Source organism: Stenotrophomonas sp. SRS1 (assembly GCF_026130205.1).
In the GTDB taxonomy this organism is placed as follows: domain Bacteria; phylum Pseudomonadota; class Gammaproteobacteria; order Xanthomonadales; family Xanthomonadaceae; genus Stenotrophomonas; species Stenotrophomonas rhizophila_B.
In genome coordinates, this window is sequence record NZ_JAINFD010000004.1 from 308823 (window position 1) to 326437 (window position 17615).

At 67.6% G+C, this 17615-nt stretch carries 18 protein-coding genes and 1 riboswitch; of the genes, 14 read left to right on the top strand and 4 right to left on the bottom strand.

Annotated elements, in window-relative coordinates; all coding sequences use genetic code 11:
• The first annotated feature begins 58 nt into the window (after positions 1–58).
• The gene (locus K4043_RS16415) at positions 59–1207 is read left to right on the top strand and encodes an NADH:flavin oxidoreductase/NADH oxidase (RefSeq protein ID WP_265309959.1); all 1149 of its coding nucleotides are present in this window, start codon (positions 59–61) and stop codon (positions 1205–1207) included.
• A gap of 51 nt (positions 1208–1258) precedes the next feature.
• On the opposite strand, the gene K4043_RS16420 is transcribed toward K4043_RS16415, so the two are convergent.
• Positions 1259–2191: a LysR family transcriptional regulator gene (locus K4043_RS16420; RefSeq protein WP_265309960.1), complete on the bottom strand. Its 933-nt coding sequence runs from the start codon at positions 2189–2191 to the stop codon at positions 1259–1261.
• A 139-nt stretch (positions 2192–2330) separates the two neighbouring features.
• On the opposite strand from K4043_RS16420, the gene K4043_RS16425 reads away from it, so the two are divergent.
• Both K4043_RS16425 and purU read left to right on the top strand, forming a co-directional pair.
• Positions 2331–2597: a DUF2798 domain-containing protein gene (locus tag K4043_RS16425; RefSeq protein WP_123731102.1), complete on the top strand. Its 267-nt coding sequence runs from the start codon at positions 2331–2333 to the stop codon at positions 2595–2597.
• 77 nt (positions 2598–2674) lie between these two features.
• Positions 2675–3526, top strand: a complete 852-nt coding sequence (gene purU / locus K4043_RS16430; RefSeq protein ID WP_121044317.1) for a formyltetrahydrofolate deformylase — start codon at positions 2675–2677, stop codon at positions 3524–3526.
• A gap of 203 nt (positions 3527–3729) precedes the next feature.
• Here the strand turns inward: purU and K4043_RS16435 are convergent, their stop codons facing one another.
• The 3 genes from K4043_RS16435 to metE all read right to left on the bottom strand — a co-directional run bounded on the left by K4043_RS16435 (position 3730) and on the right by metE (position 7466).
• A complete protein-coding gene (locus tag K4043_RS16435; RefSeq protein WP_265309961.1) occupies positions 3730–4356 on the bottom strand; it encodes a nicotinamidase in 627 nt (208 codons plus the stop codon).
• Positions 4357–4408: 52 nt separating this feature from the next.
• Positions 4409–5098 (bottom strand): epoxyqueuosine reductase QueH, encoded by a 690-nt coding sequence (locus tag K4043_RS16440; protein ID WP_265309962.1) that lies wholly within the window; start codon positions 5096–5098, stop codon positions 4409–4411.
• Positions 5099–5168: 70 nt separating this feature from the next.
• A complete protein-coding gene (gene metE, locus K4043_RS16445) occupies positions 5169–7466 on the bottom strand; it encodes a 5-methyltetrahydropteroyltriglutamate--homocysteine S-methyltransferase (RefSeq protein WP_265309963.1) in 2298 nt (765 codons plus the stop codon).
• 213 nt (positions 7467–7679) lie between these two features.
• Positions 7680–7913, bottom strand: a riboswitch (cobalamin riboswitch).
• Positions 7914–8017: 104 nt separating this feature from the next.
• On the opposite strand from metE, the gene K4043_RS16450 reads away from it, so the two are divergent.
• The 11 genes from K4043_RS16450 to K4043_RS16500 all read left to right on the top strand — a co-directional run bounded on the left by K4043_RS16450 (position 8018) and on the right by K4043_RS16500 (position 17574).
• Positions 8018–8800: a hypothetical protein gene (locus K4043_RS16450; protein WP_123731105.1), complete on the top strand. Its 783-nt coding sequence runs from the start codon at positions 8018–8020 to the stop codon at positions 8798–8800.
• A gap of 70 nt (positions 8801–8870) precedes the next feature.
• Entirely contained in the window at positions 8871–9437 is a 567-nt protein-coding gene (locus K4043_RS16455) for a sigma-70 family RNA polymerase sigma factor (RefSeq protein WP_265309964.1), read from the top strand.
• Positions 9434–10237, top strand: a complete 804-nt coding sequence (locus tag K4043_RS16460) for an anti-sigma factor (protein WP_265309965.1) — start codon at positions 9434–9436, stop codon at positions 10235–10237. The genes K4043_RS16455 and K4043_RS16460 overlap by 4 nt, the downstream gene beginning before the upstream one ends.
• Before the next feature lie 90 nt (positions 10238–10327).
• Positions 10328–11287 (top strand): acyl-CoA desaturase, encoded by a 960-nt coding sequence (locus K4043_RS16465; RefSeq protein WP_265309966.1) that lies wholly within the window; start codon positions 10328–10330, stop codon positions 11285–11287.
• Between the two features lies 1 nt (position 11288).
• Positions 11289–12569 (top strand): FAD-dependent oxidoreductase, encoded by a 1281-nt coding sequence (locus tag K4043_RS16470; protein WP_265309967.1) that lies wholly within the window; start codon positions 11289–11291, stop codon positions 12567–12569.
• Positions 12566–13333: a DUF1365 domain-containing protein gene (locus K4043_RS16475; protein WP_123731109.1), complete on the top strand. Its 768-nt coding sequence runs from the start codon at positions 12566–12568 to the stop codon at positions 13331–13333. Before K4043_RS16470 ends, K4043_RS16475 begins: the two co-directional genes overlap by 4 nt.
• The gene (locus tag K4043_RS16480; RefSeq protein WP_265309968.1) at positions 13330–14586 is read left to right on the top strand and encodes a cyclopropane-fatty-acyl-phospholipid synthase family protein; all 1257 of its coding nucleotides are present in this window, start codon (positions 13330–13332) and stop codon (positions 14584–14586) included. The genes K4043_RS16475 and K4043_RS16480 overlap by 4 nt, the downstream gene beginning before the upstream one ends.
• Before the next feature lies 1 nt (position 14587).
• On the top strand, positions 14588–15145 hold the full coding sequence (locus K4043_RS16485; RefSeq protein WP_265309969.1) for a DUF2878 domain-containing protein: 558 nt from the start codon (positions 14588–14590) through the stop codon (positions 15143–15145).
• Positions 15142–15939 carry a DUF1295 domain-containing protein gene (locus K4043_RS16490; RefSeq protein WP_265309970.1) on the top strand — a complete coding sequence of 266 codons (798 nt, stop codon included), beginning with the start codon at positions 15142–15144 and terminating at the stop codon, positions 15937–15939. Before K4043_RS16485 ends, K4043_RS16490 begins: the two co-directional genes overlap by 4 nt.
• Positions 15936–17009, top strand: coding sequence for a class I SAM-dependent methyltransferase (locus tag K4043_RS16495; RefSeq protein WP_123731113.1), 1074 nt, complete (start codon positions 15936–15938; stop codon positions 17007–17009). Before K4043_RS16490 ends, K4043_RS16495 begins: the two co-directional genes overlap by 4 nt.
• Positions 17010–17037: 28 nt before the next feature.
• Complete coding sequence (locus tag K4043_RS16500) at positions 17038–17574, top strand: lipocalin family protein (RefSeq protein WP_259260518.1); 537 nt, start codon at positions 17038–17040, stop codon at positions 17572–17574.
• Positions 17575–17615: the final 41 nt, after the last annotated feature.

The window sequence follows — 17615 nt, forward strand, 5'->3', positions numbered from 1 at the left end:
GCCGCTACGAAACACTGATCCATTGGCACGGTTGCCTCCGCCGCCGCACAGGAGTGCAATGGCGTCCGGTTCCATTTCCTCTTCCCGAGTTCCCCCCTTGAGCCAGCTCTTCTCCTCCATCCCCTTCGGCCCGCTGACCCTGCCCAACCGCATCGTGATCGCGCCGATGTGCCAGTACTCCTGCACCGACGGGCTCGCCAATGACTGGCACCGCATCCACCTGGGGCAGCTGTCGCAGTCCGGTGCCGGCCTGCTGATCTTGGAAGCCACCGCCGTGTTGCCGGAAGGCCGCATCAGCTGGGCCGATCTGGGTCTGTGGGATGACGCCACCGAAGCCGCGCTGGCCTCGGTCGTGGCCTCGGTCAAACAGTGGTCGCCGATGCCGCTGGGCGTGCAGTTGGGCCATGCCGGGCGCAAAGCCTCGGTCAACAAGCCGTGGGAAGGCGGCGGTGCGATGGACCCGTCCGATCCGCGCGCCTGGCCCACGGTCGCGCCGTCCGCACTGCCGTTCGCCAAGACCGATCCGACGCCGACCGAACTGGACCTGGCCGGTATCGATGCCGTGGTTGAAGCCTTCGCGGCTGCGGCCCGTCGCGCCGAACGCGTCGGCATGGATCTGATCGAACTGCACGCCGCGCACGGTTACCTGCTGCACCAGTTCCTGTCGCCGCTGAGCAACCGCCGCGAGGACGACTACGGTGGCTCGCTGGAGAACCGCATGCGCCTGCTGGTGCGCGTGTTCGATGCCGTGCGCGAGGCCGTCTCCGACCGCATCGCGGTGGGTGTGCGCATCTCCGCCAGCGACTGGGTGGCGGGCGGCTGGGATATCGAACAGACCACGACCCTGGCGCACGTGCTGGACGCGCGCGGTTGCCAGTTCCTGCATGTGTCCAGCGGCGGCAACGACCCGCGCCAGCAGATTCCGCTGTCGCCGGGCTACCAGGTGCCGTTTGCGCAGGCGATCAAGGCGCACAAGCTGCGCATGCCGGTCATCGCGGTGGGCCTGATCACCGAGCCCTCGCAGGCCGAATCGATCCTGCGGCATGGTCATGCCGATGCGATCGCGCTGGCCCGTGGCATCCTCTACGATCCGCGCTGGCCGTGGCATGCCGCTGCGGCGCTCGGCGATTCGGTCGCCCCGGCACCGCAGTACCTGCGCTGCGAACCGCGCGAAGCCCGCGGCGTGTTCATCGCGCCGGAACGCTGACAGGCTGAAGGGGGTGCCGGCCGCTGGCCGGCATCCCGGGCGCCCCTGCGCTCAGCCGACGTCCACCCGCCACGCCGGCGGCAGCCCGTCGATGATGTGCTGCATCAGCGCCCTTACCTTGGGCGTCAGATCACGGCGATCGCTGACGCACAGGAACAACCGCATCGGTTCCGGTGAGGCCTGGGTGCTCTGCGGATCGCCGGGTTTGAACAACGCCTGCAGTTCGCCGCGCGCGAGATAGGGCGCCGCCACGAACGCTGCCAGGCGGGTGATGCCGCCACCGGCCACCGCCATCGCGGCCAGCGCGTCGATGTCATCACTGGCCAGTGCCGGGGTCACCTCGGCATCGAAGCGCATGCCGTCCCGCACGAAGCCCCAGCGCAGGTAGCGTCCGTCCAGCGGATAGCGGAACAGCAGACAGCGATGCTCGCGCAGCGCCTCTGGCGTGAGCGGGATGCCGGCACGCGCGAGATACGACGGTGCCGCGCAGACCACGAACGGCACCTGCGCGATGGGCCGTGCGACCAGCCCTTCTTCCAGCTGCGGTTCGATGCGGATGCTGACGTCAACGTCTTCATGCGCATGGTCGACGCTGCGGTCGGCCAGCAGCAGTTCGATTGCCAGCCGTGGATAGCGTGCCTGCAATGCGGGCATCAGCGCCGCCAGCACATGACGGCCGAAAGCCGCGCTGCTGGCAATGCGCAGCCGGCCTTCGGGCGTGGCATCCAGATCGGTCACGGCGGCCTGTGCCCGCTGCAGATCACGCTCGATGTGGCGCACCTGGGCGAGATAGACCGCGCCGCGCTCGGTCAGCGCGAGGTGGCGGGTGGTGCGGTTGAGCAGGCGCACGCCGAGGTGGGCTTCGAGCCGCGCGATGTTCTGCCCAACCGCGGCAGGGCTGATGCCCAGCGTGCGGGCGGCTGCGGCCAGGCTGCCGGCATCGGCGGTGCGGATGAAACTGCGGATTGACTGGAGAATGTTCATGCTGAAGGCCATTTTCCATGGTCATTGCAAAGAATTGCTTTATAAAGCGCCAAGCCGGCGCGGTCTACCGGGCCTTCTGGCCGCTGGCTATCGTGCCGGTCCCGCAACCGCTGGTTGCCTGCTCAAAGGACCCCTACGCATGACCGCTCCCCAGGCTGTGGCGATGCGCCGCTGGAAGCTCGGCGCCCGCGCCACCCCGTTCGTGTTCGCCTTCTTCATGGCCTCGATCATGGCCATGCTGATGTGCCTGGTGATCACCGCCGCCAATGCCGGCGTCGGCGCGGACTACCCCGCGCGCGTGCTTGGCGCCTACCAGTTGGCGATGCCGACGGCGTTCTGCTGCGTGCTCATGGTGCGCCCGGTGGTGATGCGGCTGGTGGCGTGGACGGTGCATCCGCCGCGGTAACGCAGATGGCCGTGCCGAATGGTTGCAGTTGAGAGCAACCGTGCCGCGGATCCGGGCGCTCCTTTACACTTGAAAGGATGCGCCCCGATTCCATCCTCACCCTCTCATGCCCGGACCGTACCGGGATCGTCTACCGTGTGTCCGGCCTGCTGTTCGAGCTGGGCTGCAACATCCTCGATGCCCAGCAGTTCGGCGACGACGAGAGCGGCCGGTTCTTCCTGCGCGTGCATTTCGACCGTGCCGCCGAGCAGTCATTGGGCGACGTGGAAGCGCGCATGGCCACGCTGGCCGCCGAGTTCGGCATGGACTGGCAGCTGCATGATGCCCGCCGCCGTGCGCGCCTGCTGGTGCTGGTCAGCAAGCAGGGGCATTGCCTCAATGACCTGCTGTTCCGCGCGCACAGCCGGCAGCTGCAGGTGGACATCGCGGCGGTGGCCTCCAATCACGAGGACTTCGCCGCCCTGGCTGGGTCCTACGGCGTGCCGTTCCATCACCTGCCGGTCAACGCGGACAACCGTGCCGTGCAGGAGCAGCAGATCATCGACCTGGTCGAACGCGAGCAGATCGACCTGGTGGTGCTGGCGCGTTACATGCAGATTCTGTCGCCGCGCCTGTGCGAGGCCTTGGCCGGGCGGGCGATCAACATCCACCACAGCTTCCTGCCCAGCTTCAAAGGCGCGCAGCCGTACCACCAGGCGCACGCGCGCGGGGTCAAGATCATCGGCGCCACCGCGCACTATGTGACCCCGGATCTGGACGAAGGCCCGATCATCGAGCAGGACGTGGCGCGCGTGGATCACGCGATGACGCCGCGCGACCTGGTGCGGCTGGGCAGCGACACCGAATCGCAGGTGCTGGCGCGCGCGGTACGCCGGCATGTGGAGCATCGGATCCTGCGCAACGGGCATCGCACCGTCGTCTTCCGCTGACCGGTAGGTACCGGCCTTTGGTCGGCATGACGCTCCGGTAGTGCCGGCCGCTGGCCGGCTCATCGCACGCCCCAAACGGTATCGGGAGCCGGCCAGCGGCCGACACTACCAGCGCACGGCCGGCACCAGACGGTCGTTCTTTGATCCGGTAGGTACCGACCGTTGGTCGGTACGCCGTTCCGGCCGGCGCCCGGGTTCGCCTGTCAGATGACCGCGATCTTCGCCTTCGCCAACGCCTCGCGCACCATCCCATCATTGGCTTCGGTCACCGGCCGGCTCAGGTCCCAATGGAACTTGACCCGGAACCCGGATTTCACCGCGTCCTGCGCGCTCCACAGCACGCAGTAGTCGCGCGCCAGGCCGCACACATGCACCTCGCGGATGCCGCGCTCATACAGCCAGCCGGCCAGGCCGGTGGCGGGGCGGGTGCCGTCGGGACCATGGTTCTCACGGAACGCGCTGTAGGAGTCCACCTGCTGGCGCGTGCCCTTGCGCAGGATCAGGTCGGCCACCGTCCAGTCCACGCCCGGGTGCAGCACCGCGCCGTCACTGCCTTGTACGCAGTGGTCCGGCCACAGCGTCTGCGGCTGGGCGTGCAGCAGGATCGCTTCGAACGGGAGATGCCCCGGGTGCTGGCTGGCAAAGGAGGCGTGGTCGGCCGGGTGCCAGTCCTGGGTCGCCACCACGGTGGCGTACCGGCGTTCGGCCAGCAAAGCGGCAATGTCCGGCACGATCGCATCGCCGTCCACACAGGCCAGTGCACCACCGGGCATGAAGTCCGGCTGCAGGTCGATCACGACCAACGCGACATCGGCGGGGTAACGGCTCATGGCGGCTTCACGGCTGTGGGGGCGCCCAGTCTAGCCGACGCCCCCGCAACGGTCAGTCGGCGTCGCCCTGCTTCGAGGTCCCGTCGCCGTAGTACAGCACGCCCAGCTTGATCCGCTCGCGGCCGGCCTCGCGACGGTGGCGGTTGGCGTCGCGCAGTGAGTACACGCAGCCGCAGTATTCCTGCTGATAGAACTGCTCGCGCTTGCTGATCTCCACCATCCGCGCGGCACCGCCGCCCTTGCGCCAGTTGTAATCCCAGTACTGGATGCCCGGGTAATGTGCGGCGGCGCGGTGGCCACAATCGTTGATCTGGTTCATGTCCTTCCAGCGCGAGATGCCCAGCGAGCTGCTGATCACCGCAAAGCCGTTCTCGTGCGCATACAGCGCGGTGCGCACGAAGCGCATGTCGAAGCACATCGTGCAGCGGATGCCGCGCTCGGGTTCGTTCTCCATGCCGCGGGCGCGGGCGAACCAGTTGTCGGTGTCGTAGTCAGCGTCGACGAACGGCACGCCATGTTTCTCGGCGAAGCGGATGTTCTCCTGCTTGCGCAGTTCGTATTCCTTCACCGGGTGGATGTTGGGGTTGTAGAAGAAGATCGTGTAGTCGATGCCGGAGGCGGTGATCGCCTCCATGACTTCGCCCGAGCACGGCGCGCAGCACGAATGCAGCAGCAGCCTGGTGTGGCCGTCGGGAAGGGACAGGGTCGGGCGGTCGATCGGTGTCAGGTCATGCGGGTTCATGCGTTTCTCGTCGACCCCACCGCCGGCAACGGCGGCGATGGGGTCCTTGGGGCTGTCTACAAGGGTCGGATCAGGCGGCGTTGGCGTCGGCGGTTTCCTCGCGCAGTTCGCGCGCGGCGGCGACCAGCGCTTCCAGCGCAGCACGGGTTTCCGGCCAGCCACGGGTCTTCAGGCCGCAATCCGGGTTGACCCAGATCTGCTCCGGGCGCAGCACCTCGGCGGCCTTGCGCAGCAGCGCCAGCATCTCGGCCTTGTCGGGTACGCGCGGGGAGTGGATGTCGTACACGCCCGGGCCGATCTCGTTGGGATACTGGAAGCGCACGAAGGCATCCAGCAGCTCCATGCGCGAGCGCGAGGTTTCGATCGAGATCACGTCCGCGTCCATCGCAGCCACCGAGTGGATGATGTCGTTGAACTCGGAATAGCACATGTGCGTGTGGATCTGGGTCGCATCGCGCACGCCGCTGGCGCTGATCCGGAACGCTTCCACCGCCCAGTCCAGGTACTCGCGCCACTGGGCACGGCGCAGCGGCAGGCCTTCACGGATCGCCGGCTCGTCGATCTGGATCACGCCGATCCCGGCCGCTTCCAGGTCGGTCACTTCATCGCGCAGCGCCAGTGCGATCTGGCGACAGGTGTCCGCGCGGGACTGATCGTCGCGTACGAACGACCACTGCAGCACCGTCACCGGGCCGGTCAGCATGCCCTTCATCGGCCGCTGGGTGAGCGACTGCGCATACTGCGACCAGCGCACTGTCATCGGCTGCGGACGGGTCACATCGCCGAAGATCACCGGCGGCTTCACGCAGCGCGAGCCGTAGCTCTGCACCCAGCCATTCTTGGTGAAGGCAAAGCCATCGAGCTGCTCGCCGAAGTACTCGACCATGTCGTTGCGCTCGAACTCGCCGTGCACCAGCACATCCAGCCCGATCTGCTCCTGCACGCGCACGCAGTGTTCGGTCTGGGTGGCCAGGAACGCATCGTAGTCCGCATCGGAGAGCTTGCCGGACTTGTTGCGGGCACGTGCCTCACGCACCTCCAGCGTCTGCGGGAACGAACCGATCGTGGTGGTCGGAAAGCGCGGCAGCTTCAGCGCGGCGGCCTGGGCGAGGTGGCGTTGCGGGTAGCGGCTGTGGCGCTGTGCATCGGCCGGGGTCAGCGAGGAAAGACGCGCGGCGACGGCCGGGTTGTGCACGCGCGGCGAACGTCGGCGCGATTCGATGCACGCACGCGAATGGGCGAGCGGCGCTTCGGCACGCGCCGGCGCATCGATCGCATCAGCCAGCACGCGCAGCTCGCCGAGCTTCTGCCTGGAGAACGCCAGCCAGCTGCGCAGTTCGTCATCGAGCTTCTTTTCGTGGTCCAGATCGACTGGGGTATGCAGCAGCGAACACGACGGCGCCAGCCACAGCGCATCGCTGCCGACATGGCCGTGCGCGTAGCGCGCCAGCACCAGGGCGTTGTCCAGATGGGTGCGCCAGATGTTGCGGCCGTTGACCAGGCCGGCCGACAGCACGCGACCGGCCGGGAGCGCCTTGATCACCGCATCGAGCTGTTCCGGCGCACGGACCAGATCCACATGCAGGCCATCGACCGGCAGCGAGGCGGCAAGGGCGAGGTTGTCCTCCAGCGCACCAAAGTACGTCGCCACCAGCACTTTGGGGCGGGCAGCCTGGGACAGCACCGCGTAGGCATGCTCGAAGGCAGCACGTGTGGCCTCGTCCAGGTCCTGCACCAGCAGCGGCTCATCCAGCTGCACCCACGAAGCGCCGGCGGCCTTGAGCTCGCCCAGCAGCTGCACGTACACCGGCAGCAGCGCATCGAGCAGGTCCAGCGCCTTGCTGCCATCGGTGGTCTTGGACAGCCGCAGGAAGGTCACCGGCCCGATCAGCACCGGGCGGGTCTCGATCCCCAGCGCCTTGGCCTGGCGGTACTCGGCCAGCGGCTTGTCGCCGCGCACCGTGAAGGTCTGGCCGGCATGCAGTTCGGGCACCAGGTAGTGGTAATTGGTGTCGAACCACTTGGTCATCTCCAGCGCATGCAGGTCGATGCCATCGCGCTGCAGGCCACGCGCCATCGCGAAGTAGCCGCTCAGCGGCTCGGCATCGGCAAGCGCGCGGTAGCGGGCCGGGATCGCATCGAACAGGAAGGCGGCATCGAGCACTTGGTCATACAGGCTGAAATCGTTGCTCGGCGGCACATCCACGCCGGCCTCGCGCTGCAGCTGCCAGTGGCGTTCACGCAGCTCGGCCGCGGTGTCCTGCAGCGACGCGGCGGTGCTCTCGCCGGACCAGAAGGCTTCGAGCGCGCGCTTGAGTTCGCGCTTGGCGCCGATGCGTGGAAAACCCAGGTTGGTAACAGTGGTCATTGGAACGTGTCCTCATTGCGTAGGGGCATTGAGGAACGAAGGAACCGCGCGCCGTCCGGGGCCTTGCAGCCCGTTTCGCCCCGCCAGCGACCTTCGCCCCCGCGGGCGAACCGGATGCCGTGAAGCGGACGCACGGGGGCAGCGCCAGGCAGGCGGCATGGCGGCAGGCCCCGGCAACCTCCCCGCGGACGTTCCAGGTCGAATCGGAGGACGGTCATGTCCTCCGGCCGGGGCCGGTATTCGGGCTGATGGACACGGGCGCGAACGCCCACCTAGTACCTGCCGCTTCCCAGGCGCGAAGGCCCAGTGCTGTTGGCAGGAGTCGTTTCCATTCACCGCTGCGGGGCAGCTCCGGAATGGGCGCGGGATGCGCCTTCACCGGATTCCCGTTTAAATCCATCCCTTCATCTGCATGAAGCGATGGATACCTTCGGCGAGCACAAGGTAGGCCGAAGGCGAGCGATGGTCAAGTCGTCTGCCCGATTCACCCCACTGCATCCAAACCACTGCCAACTGCGTATCTCCCTGCAAGCCCGCCCGTTTGGACCCCCATGCGCCAGCCCTTGCCCTGCCTGATCCTGCTGCTGTCGGTGATTGCCGCCCCCGTAAGTGCCGCCGATCAGACCGTGCAGCGCCAGGAAGGCCGCGCGTACGCCACCGCCGATGGGCGCCTGCTCTACCGCGAGACCCATTGGCTGCAGGGGCCGGCAAGCGCACAGTCGCGGTTGGTGCTGTACCGCTGCAGCGATGGGCGCCCCTTCGCACGCAAGTGGATGACCCCGCAGGGCAGCCCGCAGACGCCGGATTTCACCCTGGACGATGGCCGCGACGGCTATCAGGAAGGTGTGCGCGGCGGTGCCGCCACCCGCCAGGTATCGGTCCGCGCCAGCGCGCAGGCACCGACGTTCAGCCGCGCGATCGCGGTTCCGCCGGGCGCGGTGGTGGATGCCGGTTTCGACGCGGCGGTGCGCAGCCATTGGGCGGCGTTGCAGGCGGGGCAGAGCGTGGCGTTCCAGTTCCTGCTGCCCAGCCGTCAGCGCCTGGTGCCGCTGAAACTGCAACGCACCGGCGCGGTGACGTGGCAGGGTCAACCGGCCGAGCAACTGCAGATGAAGCTCGATGCGTGGTTCGGTTTCGCGGTGCCCCCGGTCACCCTGGTCTATGCCACCGCGGACCAGCGGCTGCTGCAGTTCACCGGCACCGGCAACGTGCGCGATGAGAAGGGCAAGTACCCGCAGGTGCGGGTCGAGTTTCCGGCGGCTCCCGTTGCCACGCCTGCGGCCGAGTTGTCCGCCGCGCGTACGCAGCCGCTGGTGAAGACATGCGGTGCCTGAGTGCCCCCTTGCAGACAGCGGCGGGAGCAGGGAGGATGCCGATACGCCCGTTATCGACATTGAGCCTGCAATGCCCGAGCTGGACGCCGCCACCGCCGCATCACACCGTCTGGACGAGCTGCTCGTCCGCGTCGCCGGCGGTGATCGCCAGGCGTTCGAATCGGTCTACCAATTGTCTTCGGGACGCCTGTTCGCGATCTGCCTGCATGTGCTACGCGACCGCGGCGATGCCGAAGAGGTGCTGCAGGACGTCTTCATCACGGTCTGGAACAAGGCGGCGCAGTTCGACCGCGCCAAGGCGGCGGCCATGACCTGGCTGTCGATGATGGCGCGCAACCGCTCGATCGACCGCCTGCGGGCCGCGCCGCCGCGCGCGCTGGATGACCTCTCCGTGGCGGAGGAGATTCCCGATGTCGCCCCGCAGCCTGCGCACGCCGCCGAGCAGGCCTCCGACCACGCGCGCCTGCAGGACTGTCTGGAGAGCCTGGAACCGCGTCGTCGGTCCTTGATCCGGCTGGCCTTCCTGGATGGCGCCAGCTATGAAGAACTCTCGCGCCGCATCGGTTCGCCGCTGGGCTCGGTGAAGAGCTGGATCCGTCGTGGGCTGGGTCAACTGCGGGTGTGTCTGGAACGATGAACGTCCGCGACCTCCACGATCTGCACGACGACGGCGAGCCGCCGAGTGCCGACATCCTGGCCGGGGAATACGTGCTGGGCGTGCTGGATGCCGCCCAGCGTGCCGAGGTTGAACGCCGCATCGCCAGCGATGCCGGTTTTGCGCGATTGGTGACGCAGTGGGAGAACCGCCTTGCGCCGCTGCTCGAATCGTTCGGCAGTGAAGCGGTGCCTGCGCATCTGTGGCCCCGCATCCGCACGTCACTGGGCTGGCCCGCAGCAACGACCGCCTCGCCCCGGGTCTGGCAGCGCACCGGTTTCTGGCAGGGCATGACAGCGCTGGCCGCCGCGCTGGCCCTGGTGGCGGTGTTCAGTCGCCGCGATCTGGAGCCCAACGCACCTGCGCCGACGCCGGTGGCGGTCACGCCGACCGCGCCGACGACGCCGGCCGAGCCGACGACGCCGGCCGAGCCGGAACAGGCGACCAAGCCGGTCACACCGCTGTTGCACGACGATGGCACGCCAGGGTGGCTGGCCTCCGTCGACAAGGCCCAGGGCAAGGTGCTGATGGTGCCCGTCCCGGCCGCGGCCGATGCAGCCGGCCGTGCCCCCGAGCTGTGGTTGATCCCGGCCGGCGGCGCACCGCGTTCGCTGGGCCTGGTCTCCATCGACCGCGCGCATACCGTTGCCGTACCGGACACGCTGCGTGATGCGCTTGTGAACGGCTCGGTGCTGGCGATCACGCTGGAACCGTCGAGCGGTGCGCCACAAGGCATTCCGACCGGCCCGATCATCGCCAAGGGCGACATCGCCAACCTGTAATCGCACGGAGTCGCGGTTTTTTTCCGGATCCGTGCATCCAAACGTCGTGCCCTGTCGTATCTCCTGTTAACGCCTCAGGAGAAGCGAGTCATGTCGGACAGCCCCACCCCGGACGCAGGACGCACCGCACAGCCACGTCGCTGGGCGACGCTGCTGCGCTGGTTCGACACCCGCACCGATGCGGCTGTCGCGACGGACCAGCCACAGCGTGTGGACTGGGTGCGGGCGATCCCGTTCGCCGCGATGCACCTGGCCTGCCTGGCGGTGATCTGGGTGGGCGTGTCGTGGGTCGCGGTCGGCGTGGCGGTCGCGCTGTACGCGGTGCGCATGTTTGCGATCACGGCCTTCTACCACCGCTACTTCTCCCACCGCACCTTCCAGACGTCGCGGGCCGTGCAGTTCATCTTCGCGCTGATCGGCGCCTCCAGCGTGCAGCGCGGCCCGTTGTGGTGGGCCGCCCATCACCGCAATCACCATCGTCATACCGATACCGCCGCCGATCCGCACTCGCCCTCGGTGCATGGCTTCTGGTGGAGCCACATGGGCTGGTTCCTCACGGTCGAAGGCTTCCGCACCGACTGGTCGCGCATCCCCGATCTGGCCAAGTACCCGGAGCTGCGCTGGCTGGATCGCTTCGACACGCTGGTGCCGATCGCGCTGGCCGCCGCATTGTTCGGGCTGGGTGCGCTGCTGGAGCGTATCGCGCCGTCGTGGGGAACTACCGGTGGGCAGATGCTGGTGTGGGGCTTCTTCATTTCCACCGTGGTGCTGTTCCACGCCACGGTGACCATCAACTCGCTGGCGCACCGCTTCGGCCGCCAGCGTTTCAACACGGGTGACGACAGCCGCAACAACTTGTGGCTTGCCCTGCTGACCTTCGGCGAAGGGTGGCACAACAACCACCACTTCTTCCCGGGTACCGCGCGTCAGGGCTTCTACTGGTGGGAAGTGGATGTCACCTGGTATGGCCTGCGTGCGATGGCCGCGCTCGGGCTGGTGCGTGATCTCAAACCCGTGCCGGCCTGGGTGCTGGCCAAGGCGGAGCACTGACATGCGGATCGCCGTGATCGGATCGGGTATCGCCGGCCTCTCCAGTGCGTGGTGGCTGAGCCAGCAGCATGAAGTGACGCTGTTCGAGGCCAATGACTACCTCGGGGGTCACACCCATACGCATGAGGTGGAGGTGGATGGGCGAACGCAGGCGGTGGACACCGGCTTCATCGTGTTCAACCCCGCACACTACCCGCTGCTGACCGGCCTGTTCGACGAGCTGGGGGTGGCTTCGCAGCCGACCACGATGAGTTTTTCGGTGCACAGCGAGCGCAGCGGGCTGGAGTACAACGCGACCTCGCTGGACACCCTGTTCTGTCAGCGCCGCAATCTGGTCTCGCCGCGCTTCTGGGGCATGCTGCGCGACCTGCGCCGGTTCTACCGCGAGGCGCCTGCGCTGCTGGAGCGCGAGGACGACGGCCCTTCGCTGGGCGAGTTCCTCGCCAAGGGCCGCTATGGCCGCACCTTCATCGACGAGCATCTGCTGCCGATGGCCTCGGCGCTGTGGTCGTCGCCGACCGCCAGCCTGGCCGCCTTCCCGGCGCGCTATCTCGTGCAGTTCATGGCCAATCATCAGATGCTGCAGATGACCGGGCGCGCGCCGTGGCGGGTGGTGCAGGGCGGTTCGGCCAGGTACGTCGATGCACTGCGCCGCCGCTGGCAAGTGCGCGAGCGCCTGGAGTGTCCGGTGTTCGGCGTGGAGCGGCACGAGCATGGCGTGCGCGTACACAGCGCTGCCGGCCTGGAAGGCTTCGACCAGCTGGTGCTGGCCTGTCACAGCGATCAGGCACTGGCGCTGCTGTCTGATGCCGATCTCACCGAGCGCGCGGTGCTGGGCGCGATCCGCTACCAGCCCAACGAGGTCGTGCTGCATACCGATGCCAGCCTGCTGCCGCGTGACCGCAAGGCCTGGGCCGCCTGGAATGCGCATGTGCCGCGCGATGCGCTCGCACCGTGCACGGTCAGCTACTGCATGAACCTGCTGCAGGGCATCGACACGCCGACGCCCTTGGTGGTCACGCTCAACCGCAGCGAGGCGGTCGATCCGGCCACCGTGCTGCGCCGCCTGCAGTACGCCCACCCCGTGCATGACCACGCGATGGTGCGGGCGCAGCAGCGCTGGGCCGAGATCCAGGGCCATCGCCGTACCTGGTTCGCGGGTGCGTACTGGGGCTGGGGTTTCCACGAAGATGGCATCCGCAGTGCCCGCCGCGTGGTCGATGCGCTGCAGGCGCTGGATGCAGAGTCTTACTGGCCGCTGGCCGAGGCCCTGCCGGCATGACCGCCAGTGCGATCTACCGTGGCTGGATGCGCCATCGGCGGCACGCGCCGCATGCGCATGCGTTCGGCTATCCGATCGCGCAGCTGCTGCTGGACCTGGACGAACTGCCGCGTCTGTTCGAGCGGCGCTGGCTGTGGTCGGTGGGCCGTCGCAACGTGGTCGAGTTCCGCCGCAGTGACTATCTCGGCGCGCCCGATCAACCGCTGGCCGATGCCGTGCGCGCCCGCATCACCGAGGCATTGGGCCGCGCGCCCGCCGGGCCGATCCGCCTGCTCACGCATCCGCGCTACGCCGGCCATGTGTTCAATCCGGTGAGCTTCTATTACTGCTACGCCGCCGATGGCACCACGCTGGACAGCATCGTGGCGGAGATCACCAACACGCCGTGGAAGGAGCGCCACGCCTACGTACTGCCGGTGGCGCAGGCCGATGCCCAGGGCCGCGCGCTGTGCTGGTCCTTCGACAAGCAGTTCCACGTCTCTCCCTTCATGCAGATGGACTGCGAGTACCGCTGGCGCTTCACCGCGCCGGGTGATGACCTGCACGTGCATATGCAGGTGTGGCGCGAGGGCGTGTGCCAGTTCGATGCCGACCTGGTGATGCAGCGCCATCCGCTCACCGGTCGTGGCCTGGCCGGCGTGCTGCTGCGTTACCCGCTGATGACCCTCAAGGTGGTTGCCGCGATCCACTGGCAGGCGCTGCGCCTGTGGCTCAAGCGCAACCCCGTTCACGACCATCCATCTCTTGCCGGAAAATCCCCATGAACGACATGACCCGTGCGGTGGCCGTGCCGCAACCGTCCGCCCTTGAAGGATTCCTGCGCGGGCGACTGCTGGCGCAACTGGCACCGCTGCGCGGCGGGCATCTGCGGCTGCGCGATGCCGTGGGCGATGTGGTGATCGGCGATCCGGACGCCCTGCCACAGGTGACGGTGTGGGTGGACGACCCCGGCTTCTACCGCGCGGTGGCCGCGCAGGGCAGCGTGGGTGCAGGCGAGGCCTACATCCGCGGTGACTGGCGCTGCGATGACCTGGTCGCGCTGGTGCAGTTGCTGGTGCGCAACCGCGATCTGCTCGATGGCATGGAGGGCGGCCCGGCGCGCATCGGCGGCTGGCTGCTGAAAGGCTGGAACCGGCTGCGTCGCAACACGCGCGAAGGCAGCCGCCGCAATATCGCCGCGCACTATGACCTCGGCAATCCGTTCTTCTCGCTGTTCCTGTCGCCGGACCTGATGTACTCCTCGGCGCTGTATGCCAGCCCGGACGACACGCTGGAGGCGGCGTCCGAGCGCAAGCTGGCCCGCATCTGCGAGCAGCTGCAGCTCACCGCGGCCGATCGCGTGGTCGAGATCGGCACCGGCTGGGGCGGCTTCGCGCTGTACGCGGCCCGCCACATCGGCTGCCACGTCACCACGACCACCATCTCGGTGGAGCAGTACACGCTGGCCAGGCAGCGGGTCGAGGCGGCCGGGCTGCAGGACAAGGTCACCCTGCTGCTCAAGGATTACCGCGATCTGGAGGGCCAGTACGACAAGCTGGTGTCCATCGAGATGATCGAGGCGATCGGCGCGCAGTACCTGGACACCTACTTCGCCACGCTGACCCGCCTGCTCAAGGACGATGGCCTGGCGCTGCTGCAGGCCATCACCATCGAAGACCAGCGTTACGAGCAGGCGCGGCGCAGCGTCGACTACATCAAGCGCTTTGTGTTCCCCGGCAGCTTCATTCCCTCGATCAATGCGATCGTCGCCGCCAAGACCCGCAGCAGCGACCTGCAGCTGATCGGCCAGCATGATTTCGGCCCGTCTTATGCACTGACGCTGCGTGCGTGGCGCCAGCGCTTCCTGGCCCAGCTGCCGGCGGTGCGTGCACAGGGCTTCGATGCGGGCTTCATCCGCATGTGGGAGTTCTATCTGGCGTACTGCGAAGGTGGCTTCCTGGAGCGCTCCATCGGCGTCTCGCACCTGCTGATGGCGCGTCCGGGCTACCGGCCCGCACTGATTGCCGGGGAGGCCTGAGGTGCCACGTTTCTGGGCCAACGTGATCGGCAACCAGCTGGTCTGGCTGTGCGCCGTGATCGGCGCCGGTCACGGGCTGCGTTGGCCCGCGCTGGTGGCAGCGGCGGTTTACGTGGGGAGTCAGCTGGTCTGGTCCGCGCAGCCGTCAGTTGAAGTCAGGCTGATGCTGGTCGCGCTCGGCTGCGGGCTGCTCGTTGACGGATTGGCCGGCGCCTCTGGGTGGGTGCTGTACGCGGCCGGCAATGATCCCACGTGGATCGCCCCGGCCTGGATCCTCGCGCTGTGGGCCGCGTTCGCGATGACGCTCACGGTGTCATTCGCGGTGCTGCAGCGGCATCTGGTTGCGGCAGCGCTGGTTGGCCTGCTGCTGGCCCCGCTGGCATATCTGTCCGCCGCGCGCGGCTGGTCGTCGGTGGTGTTCGCCGCGCCGCAGTGGCACGGCGTGCTGCTGCTCGGCCTCGGCTGGGCGATCGCACTGCCGGTGCTTGCGGCGTGCGCCCGTCATTGGCAGACCCGCGCGGTACCCCTCGCCACACTTGCTCCAGGAGACACACGATGAAGATGCTGTGGGTGGTGTGGCTGTACGCCGCCGTGATCATGACCTGGGGCTGGTGGTGGCAGCGCCGGCACCAGAACATCGGCGTGGTCGATGTGCTCTGGGCCAAGGGTGTGGGCGCCTCTGCCCTGTTGCTGGCACTGCTCGGCGATGGCGCGGCGATGCCGAGGATCGCGCTGGCGGTGCTGGGCGGGCTATGGGGTTCACGCCTGGCGCTGCACCTCTGGCACCGCGTGCGCAGCGAGCCCGAGGACGGCCGCTACCAGCATCTGCGCAAGCATTGGAACGGCCACCAGGGAAAGATCTTCGGCTTCTTCCAGTTCCAGGCGCTGTTGATCGTGCTGTTCGCGCTGCCCTTCGTGGCGGTGTCGGTGAATCCGGAAGCACATGGCTGGGGTTGGGGGATCGCGGCCGTGGCGATGTGGCTGCTGAGCGTGGGCGGCGAATCGCTGGCCGACCGTCAGCTGGCGCGCTTCCGCGCCGATCCGGCCAACAAGGGCAAGACCTGCCGCGATGGGCTGTGGCGCTACTCGCGGCATCCCAACTATTTCTTTGAATGGCTGCACTGGTTCACCTACGTGCTGCTGGCCGTGCAGTCGCCGCTGTGGTGGCTGGCCTGGTCCGGCCCGCTGGTGATGTACGTGTTCCTGCGCTGGGTCAGCGGTATCCCCTTCACCGAGGCGCAGGCGTTGCGCTCGCGCGGTGAGGATTACCGCGAATACCAACGCACCACGCCGATGCTGTTTCCGTGGTTCCCCTCCCGTTCGTCGTCTGCCCGCAAGGAATCTTCACCATGAATGTCGCCAGTGACCGTCTTCCGCTGCCGGACTACGCACCGGGCCTGACCGGCCTGGCCGAACGCGGGGTGCTGCCCGATACGCTGTTGCGGCTCGGCATCCGCCGCCAGTGCGAGCAGCGCCTGCGCGAAGAGCTTGCCGGCGGCCAGCAGGTCCAGTCGCAGCGCTTTGCCGCGCGCATCGCCGGGCTGGCCAGCAGCGCGGTGGCGTTGCACGTGGATGCGGCCAATCGCCAGCACTATGAAGTGCCGGCCGAGTTCTTCCACCGCTGCCTCGGCAAGCGCCTGAAGTACAGCAGCTGCTACTACGCCACCGGCACTGAAACCCTGGACGAAGCCGAAGAGGCGATGCTCGCGCTGTACGGCGAACGCGCACAGCTGGCCGATGGGCAGCATATTCTTGAGCTGGGCTGTGGTTGGGGTTCGCTGACACTGTGGATGGCCGAGCGCTATCCGAACGCGCAGATCACCGCCGTCTCCAACTCCAACAGCCAGCGCGAGTACATTCTGGGGCAGTGTCGTGCACGTGGCCTGATCAACGTCACCGTGCTGACCCGTGATGTGAATCACCTGACGCTCGATGCCGAGACCTTTGATCGCTGTGTCTCGATCGAAATGTTCGAGCACATGCGCAACTATCCGCAGCTGCTGCAGCGCATCCACTCGTGGCTGCGGCCGGAGGGCAAGCTGTTCGTGCACATCTTCGTGCACCGCACGCTGATGTACCCGTTCGAGACCGAGGGCGACGACAACTGGATGGGCCGCCACTTCTTCACCGGTGGCCTGATGCCGGCGGCCGATACCCTGCTGTTCTTCCAGCAGCATCTGCAGCTGCAGCAGCGCTGGCTGTTGGATGGTACCCACTACGAGCGCACCGCCAACCACTGGCTGGCCAACCAGGACCGTGAGAAAGAGGCCGTGATGGCGGTGCTGCGGCAGACCTATGGCGACGCCTCGGCCGCGCTGTGGCATCAGCGCTGGCGCATGTTCTGGATGGCCTGCGCCGAGCTGTTCGGTTACCAGCAGGGCCAGCAGTGGCAGGTGGCCCACTACCTGTTCAACCGTCCGTGATCACCCCACGTTCCTGGAGGAAGCCGTCATGTCCATCCGTGCTCTCGTTCCCCTGCTGGTTGTCGGCATGATGCTCGGCGGCTGCAGCGGCAACACCCGTCCGATCCCCCCCGTGGCGCATGTGGACGTGCCGCGCTTCATGGGCGACTGGTATGTGATCGCCCATATCCCCAGCCGGCCCGAACGTGAAGCGTTCGATGCCGTGGAGTCCTACGCACTGCGTCCGGACGGCCGCATCCAGACCACCTTCCGTTATCGCAAGGGCAGCTTCCAGGCACCGATCAAGACCATGCACCCGGTCGGGACGGTCAAGGAAGGCACCGGCGGCGCGATCTGGGGCATGCAGTTCATCTGGCCGATCCAGGCCGAGTACGTGATCGTGGACCTGGATCCGGACTACAAGCAGACCATCGTGGGCCGCAGCAAGCGCGACTACATGTGGCTGATGGCGCGCACCCCGACCATCTCCGATGCGGATTACCAGGCCGCGATGACCCGCATCGCCGCGCTCGGCTACGACCTCTCCCAGGTGCGGCGCGTGCCGCAGTCCGGCAACGCTGAATAAGCCGTTCCGTGCCGCGCTTCTCAGGCCCTGAGAAGCGCGCG

What these genes read in the sequence shown, in the direction of transcription:
- K4043_RS16490 (WP_265309970.1), top strand. Translation starts at nt 15,142, where the DNA reads ATGAAGATGCTGTGGGTGGTGTGGCTGTACGCCGCCGTGATCATGACC.
- K4043_RS16420 (WP_265309960.1), bottom strand. Translation starts at nt 2,191, where the DNA reads ATGAACATTCTCCAGTCAATCCGCAGTTTCATCCGCACCGCCGATGCC.
- K4043_RS16480 (WP_265309968.1), top strand. Translation starts at nt 13,330, where the DNA reads ATGAACGACATGACCCGTGCGGTGGCCGTGCCGCAACCGTCCGCCCTT.
- K4043_RS16460 (WP_265309965.1), top strand. Translation starts at nt 9,434, where the DNA reads ATGAACGTCCGCGACCTCCACGATCTGCACGACGACGGCGAGCCGCCG.
- K4043_RS16470 (WP_265309967.1), top strand. Translation starts at nt 11,289, where the DNA reads ATGCGGATCGCCGTGATCGGATCGGGTATCGCCGGCCTCTCCAGTGCG.
- K4043_RS16500 (WP_259260518.1), top strand. Translation starts at nt 17,038, where the DNA reads ATGTCCATCCGTGCTCTCGTTCCCCTGCTGGTTGTCGGCATGATGCTC.
- K4043_RS16495 (WP_123731113.1), top strand. Translation starts at nt 15,936, where the DNA reads ATGAATGTCGCCAGTGACCGTCTTCCGCTGCCGGACTACGCACCGGGC.
- purU (WP_121044317.1), top strand. Translation starts at nt 2,675, where the DNA reads ATGCGCCCCGATTCCATCCTCACCCTCTCATGCCCGGACCGTACCGGG.
- K4043_RS16435 (WP_265309961.1), bottom strand. Translation starts at nt 4,356, where the DNA reads ATGAGCCGTTACCCCGCCGATGTCGCGTTGGTCGTGATCGACCTGCAG.
- metE (WP_265309963.1), bottom strand. Translation starts at nt 7,466, where the DNA reads ATGACCACTGTTACCAACCTGGGTTTTCCACGCATCGGCGCCAAGCGC.
- K4043_RS16440 (WP_265309962.1), bottom strand. Translation starts at nt 5,098, where the DNA reads ATGAACCCGCATGACCTGACACCGATCGACCGCCCGACCCTGTCCCTT.
- K4043_RS16415 (WP_265309959.1), top strand. Translation starts at nt 59, where the DNA reads ATGGCGTCCGGTTCCATTTCCTCTTCCCGAGTTCCCCCCTTGAGCCAG.
- K4043_RS16475 (WP_123731109.1), top strand. Translation starts at nt 12,566, where the DNA reads ATGACCGCCAGTGCGATCTACCGTGGCTGGATGCGCCATCGGCGGCAC.
- K4043_RS16455 (WP_265309964.1), top strand. Translation starts at nt 8,871, where the DNA reads ATGCCCGAGCTGGACGCCGCCACCGCCGCATCACACCGTCTGGACGAG.
- K4043_RS16465 (WP_265309966.1), top strand. Translation starts at nt 10,328, where the DNA reads ATGTCGGACAGCCCCACCCCGGACGCAGGACGCACCGCACAGCCACGT.
- K4043_RS16450 (WP_123731105.1), top strand. Translation starts at nt 8,018, where the DNA reads ATGCGCCAGCCCTTGCCCTGCCTGATCCTGCTGCTGTCGGTGATTGCC.
- K4043_RS16425 (WP_123731102.1), top strand. Translation starts at nt 2,331, where the DNA reads ATGACCGCTCCCCAGGCTGTGGCGATGCGCCGCTGGAAGCTCGGCGCC.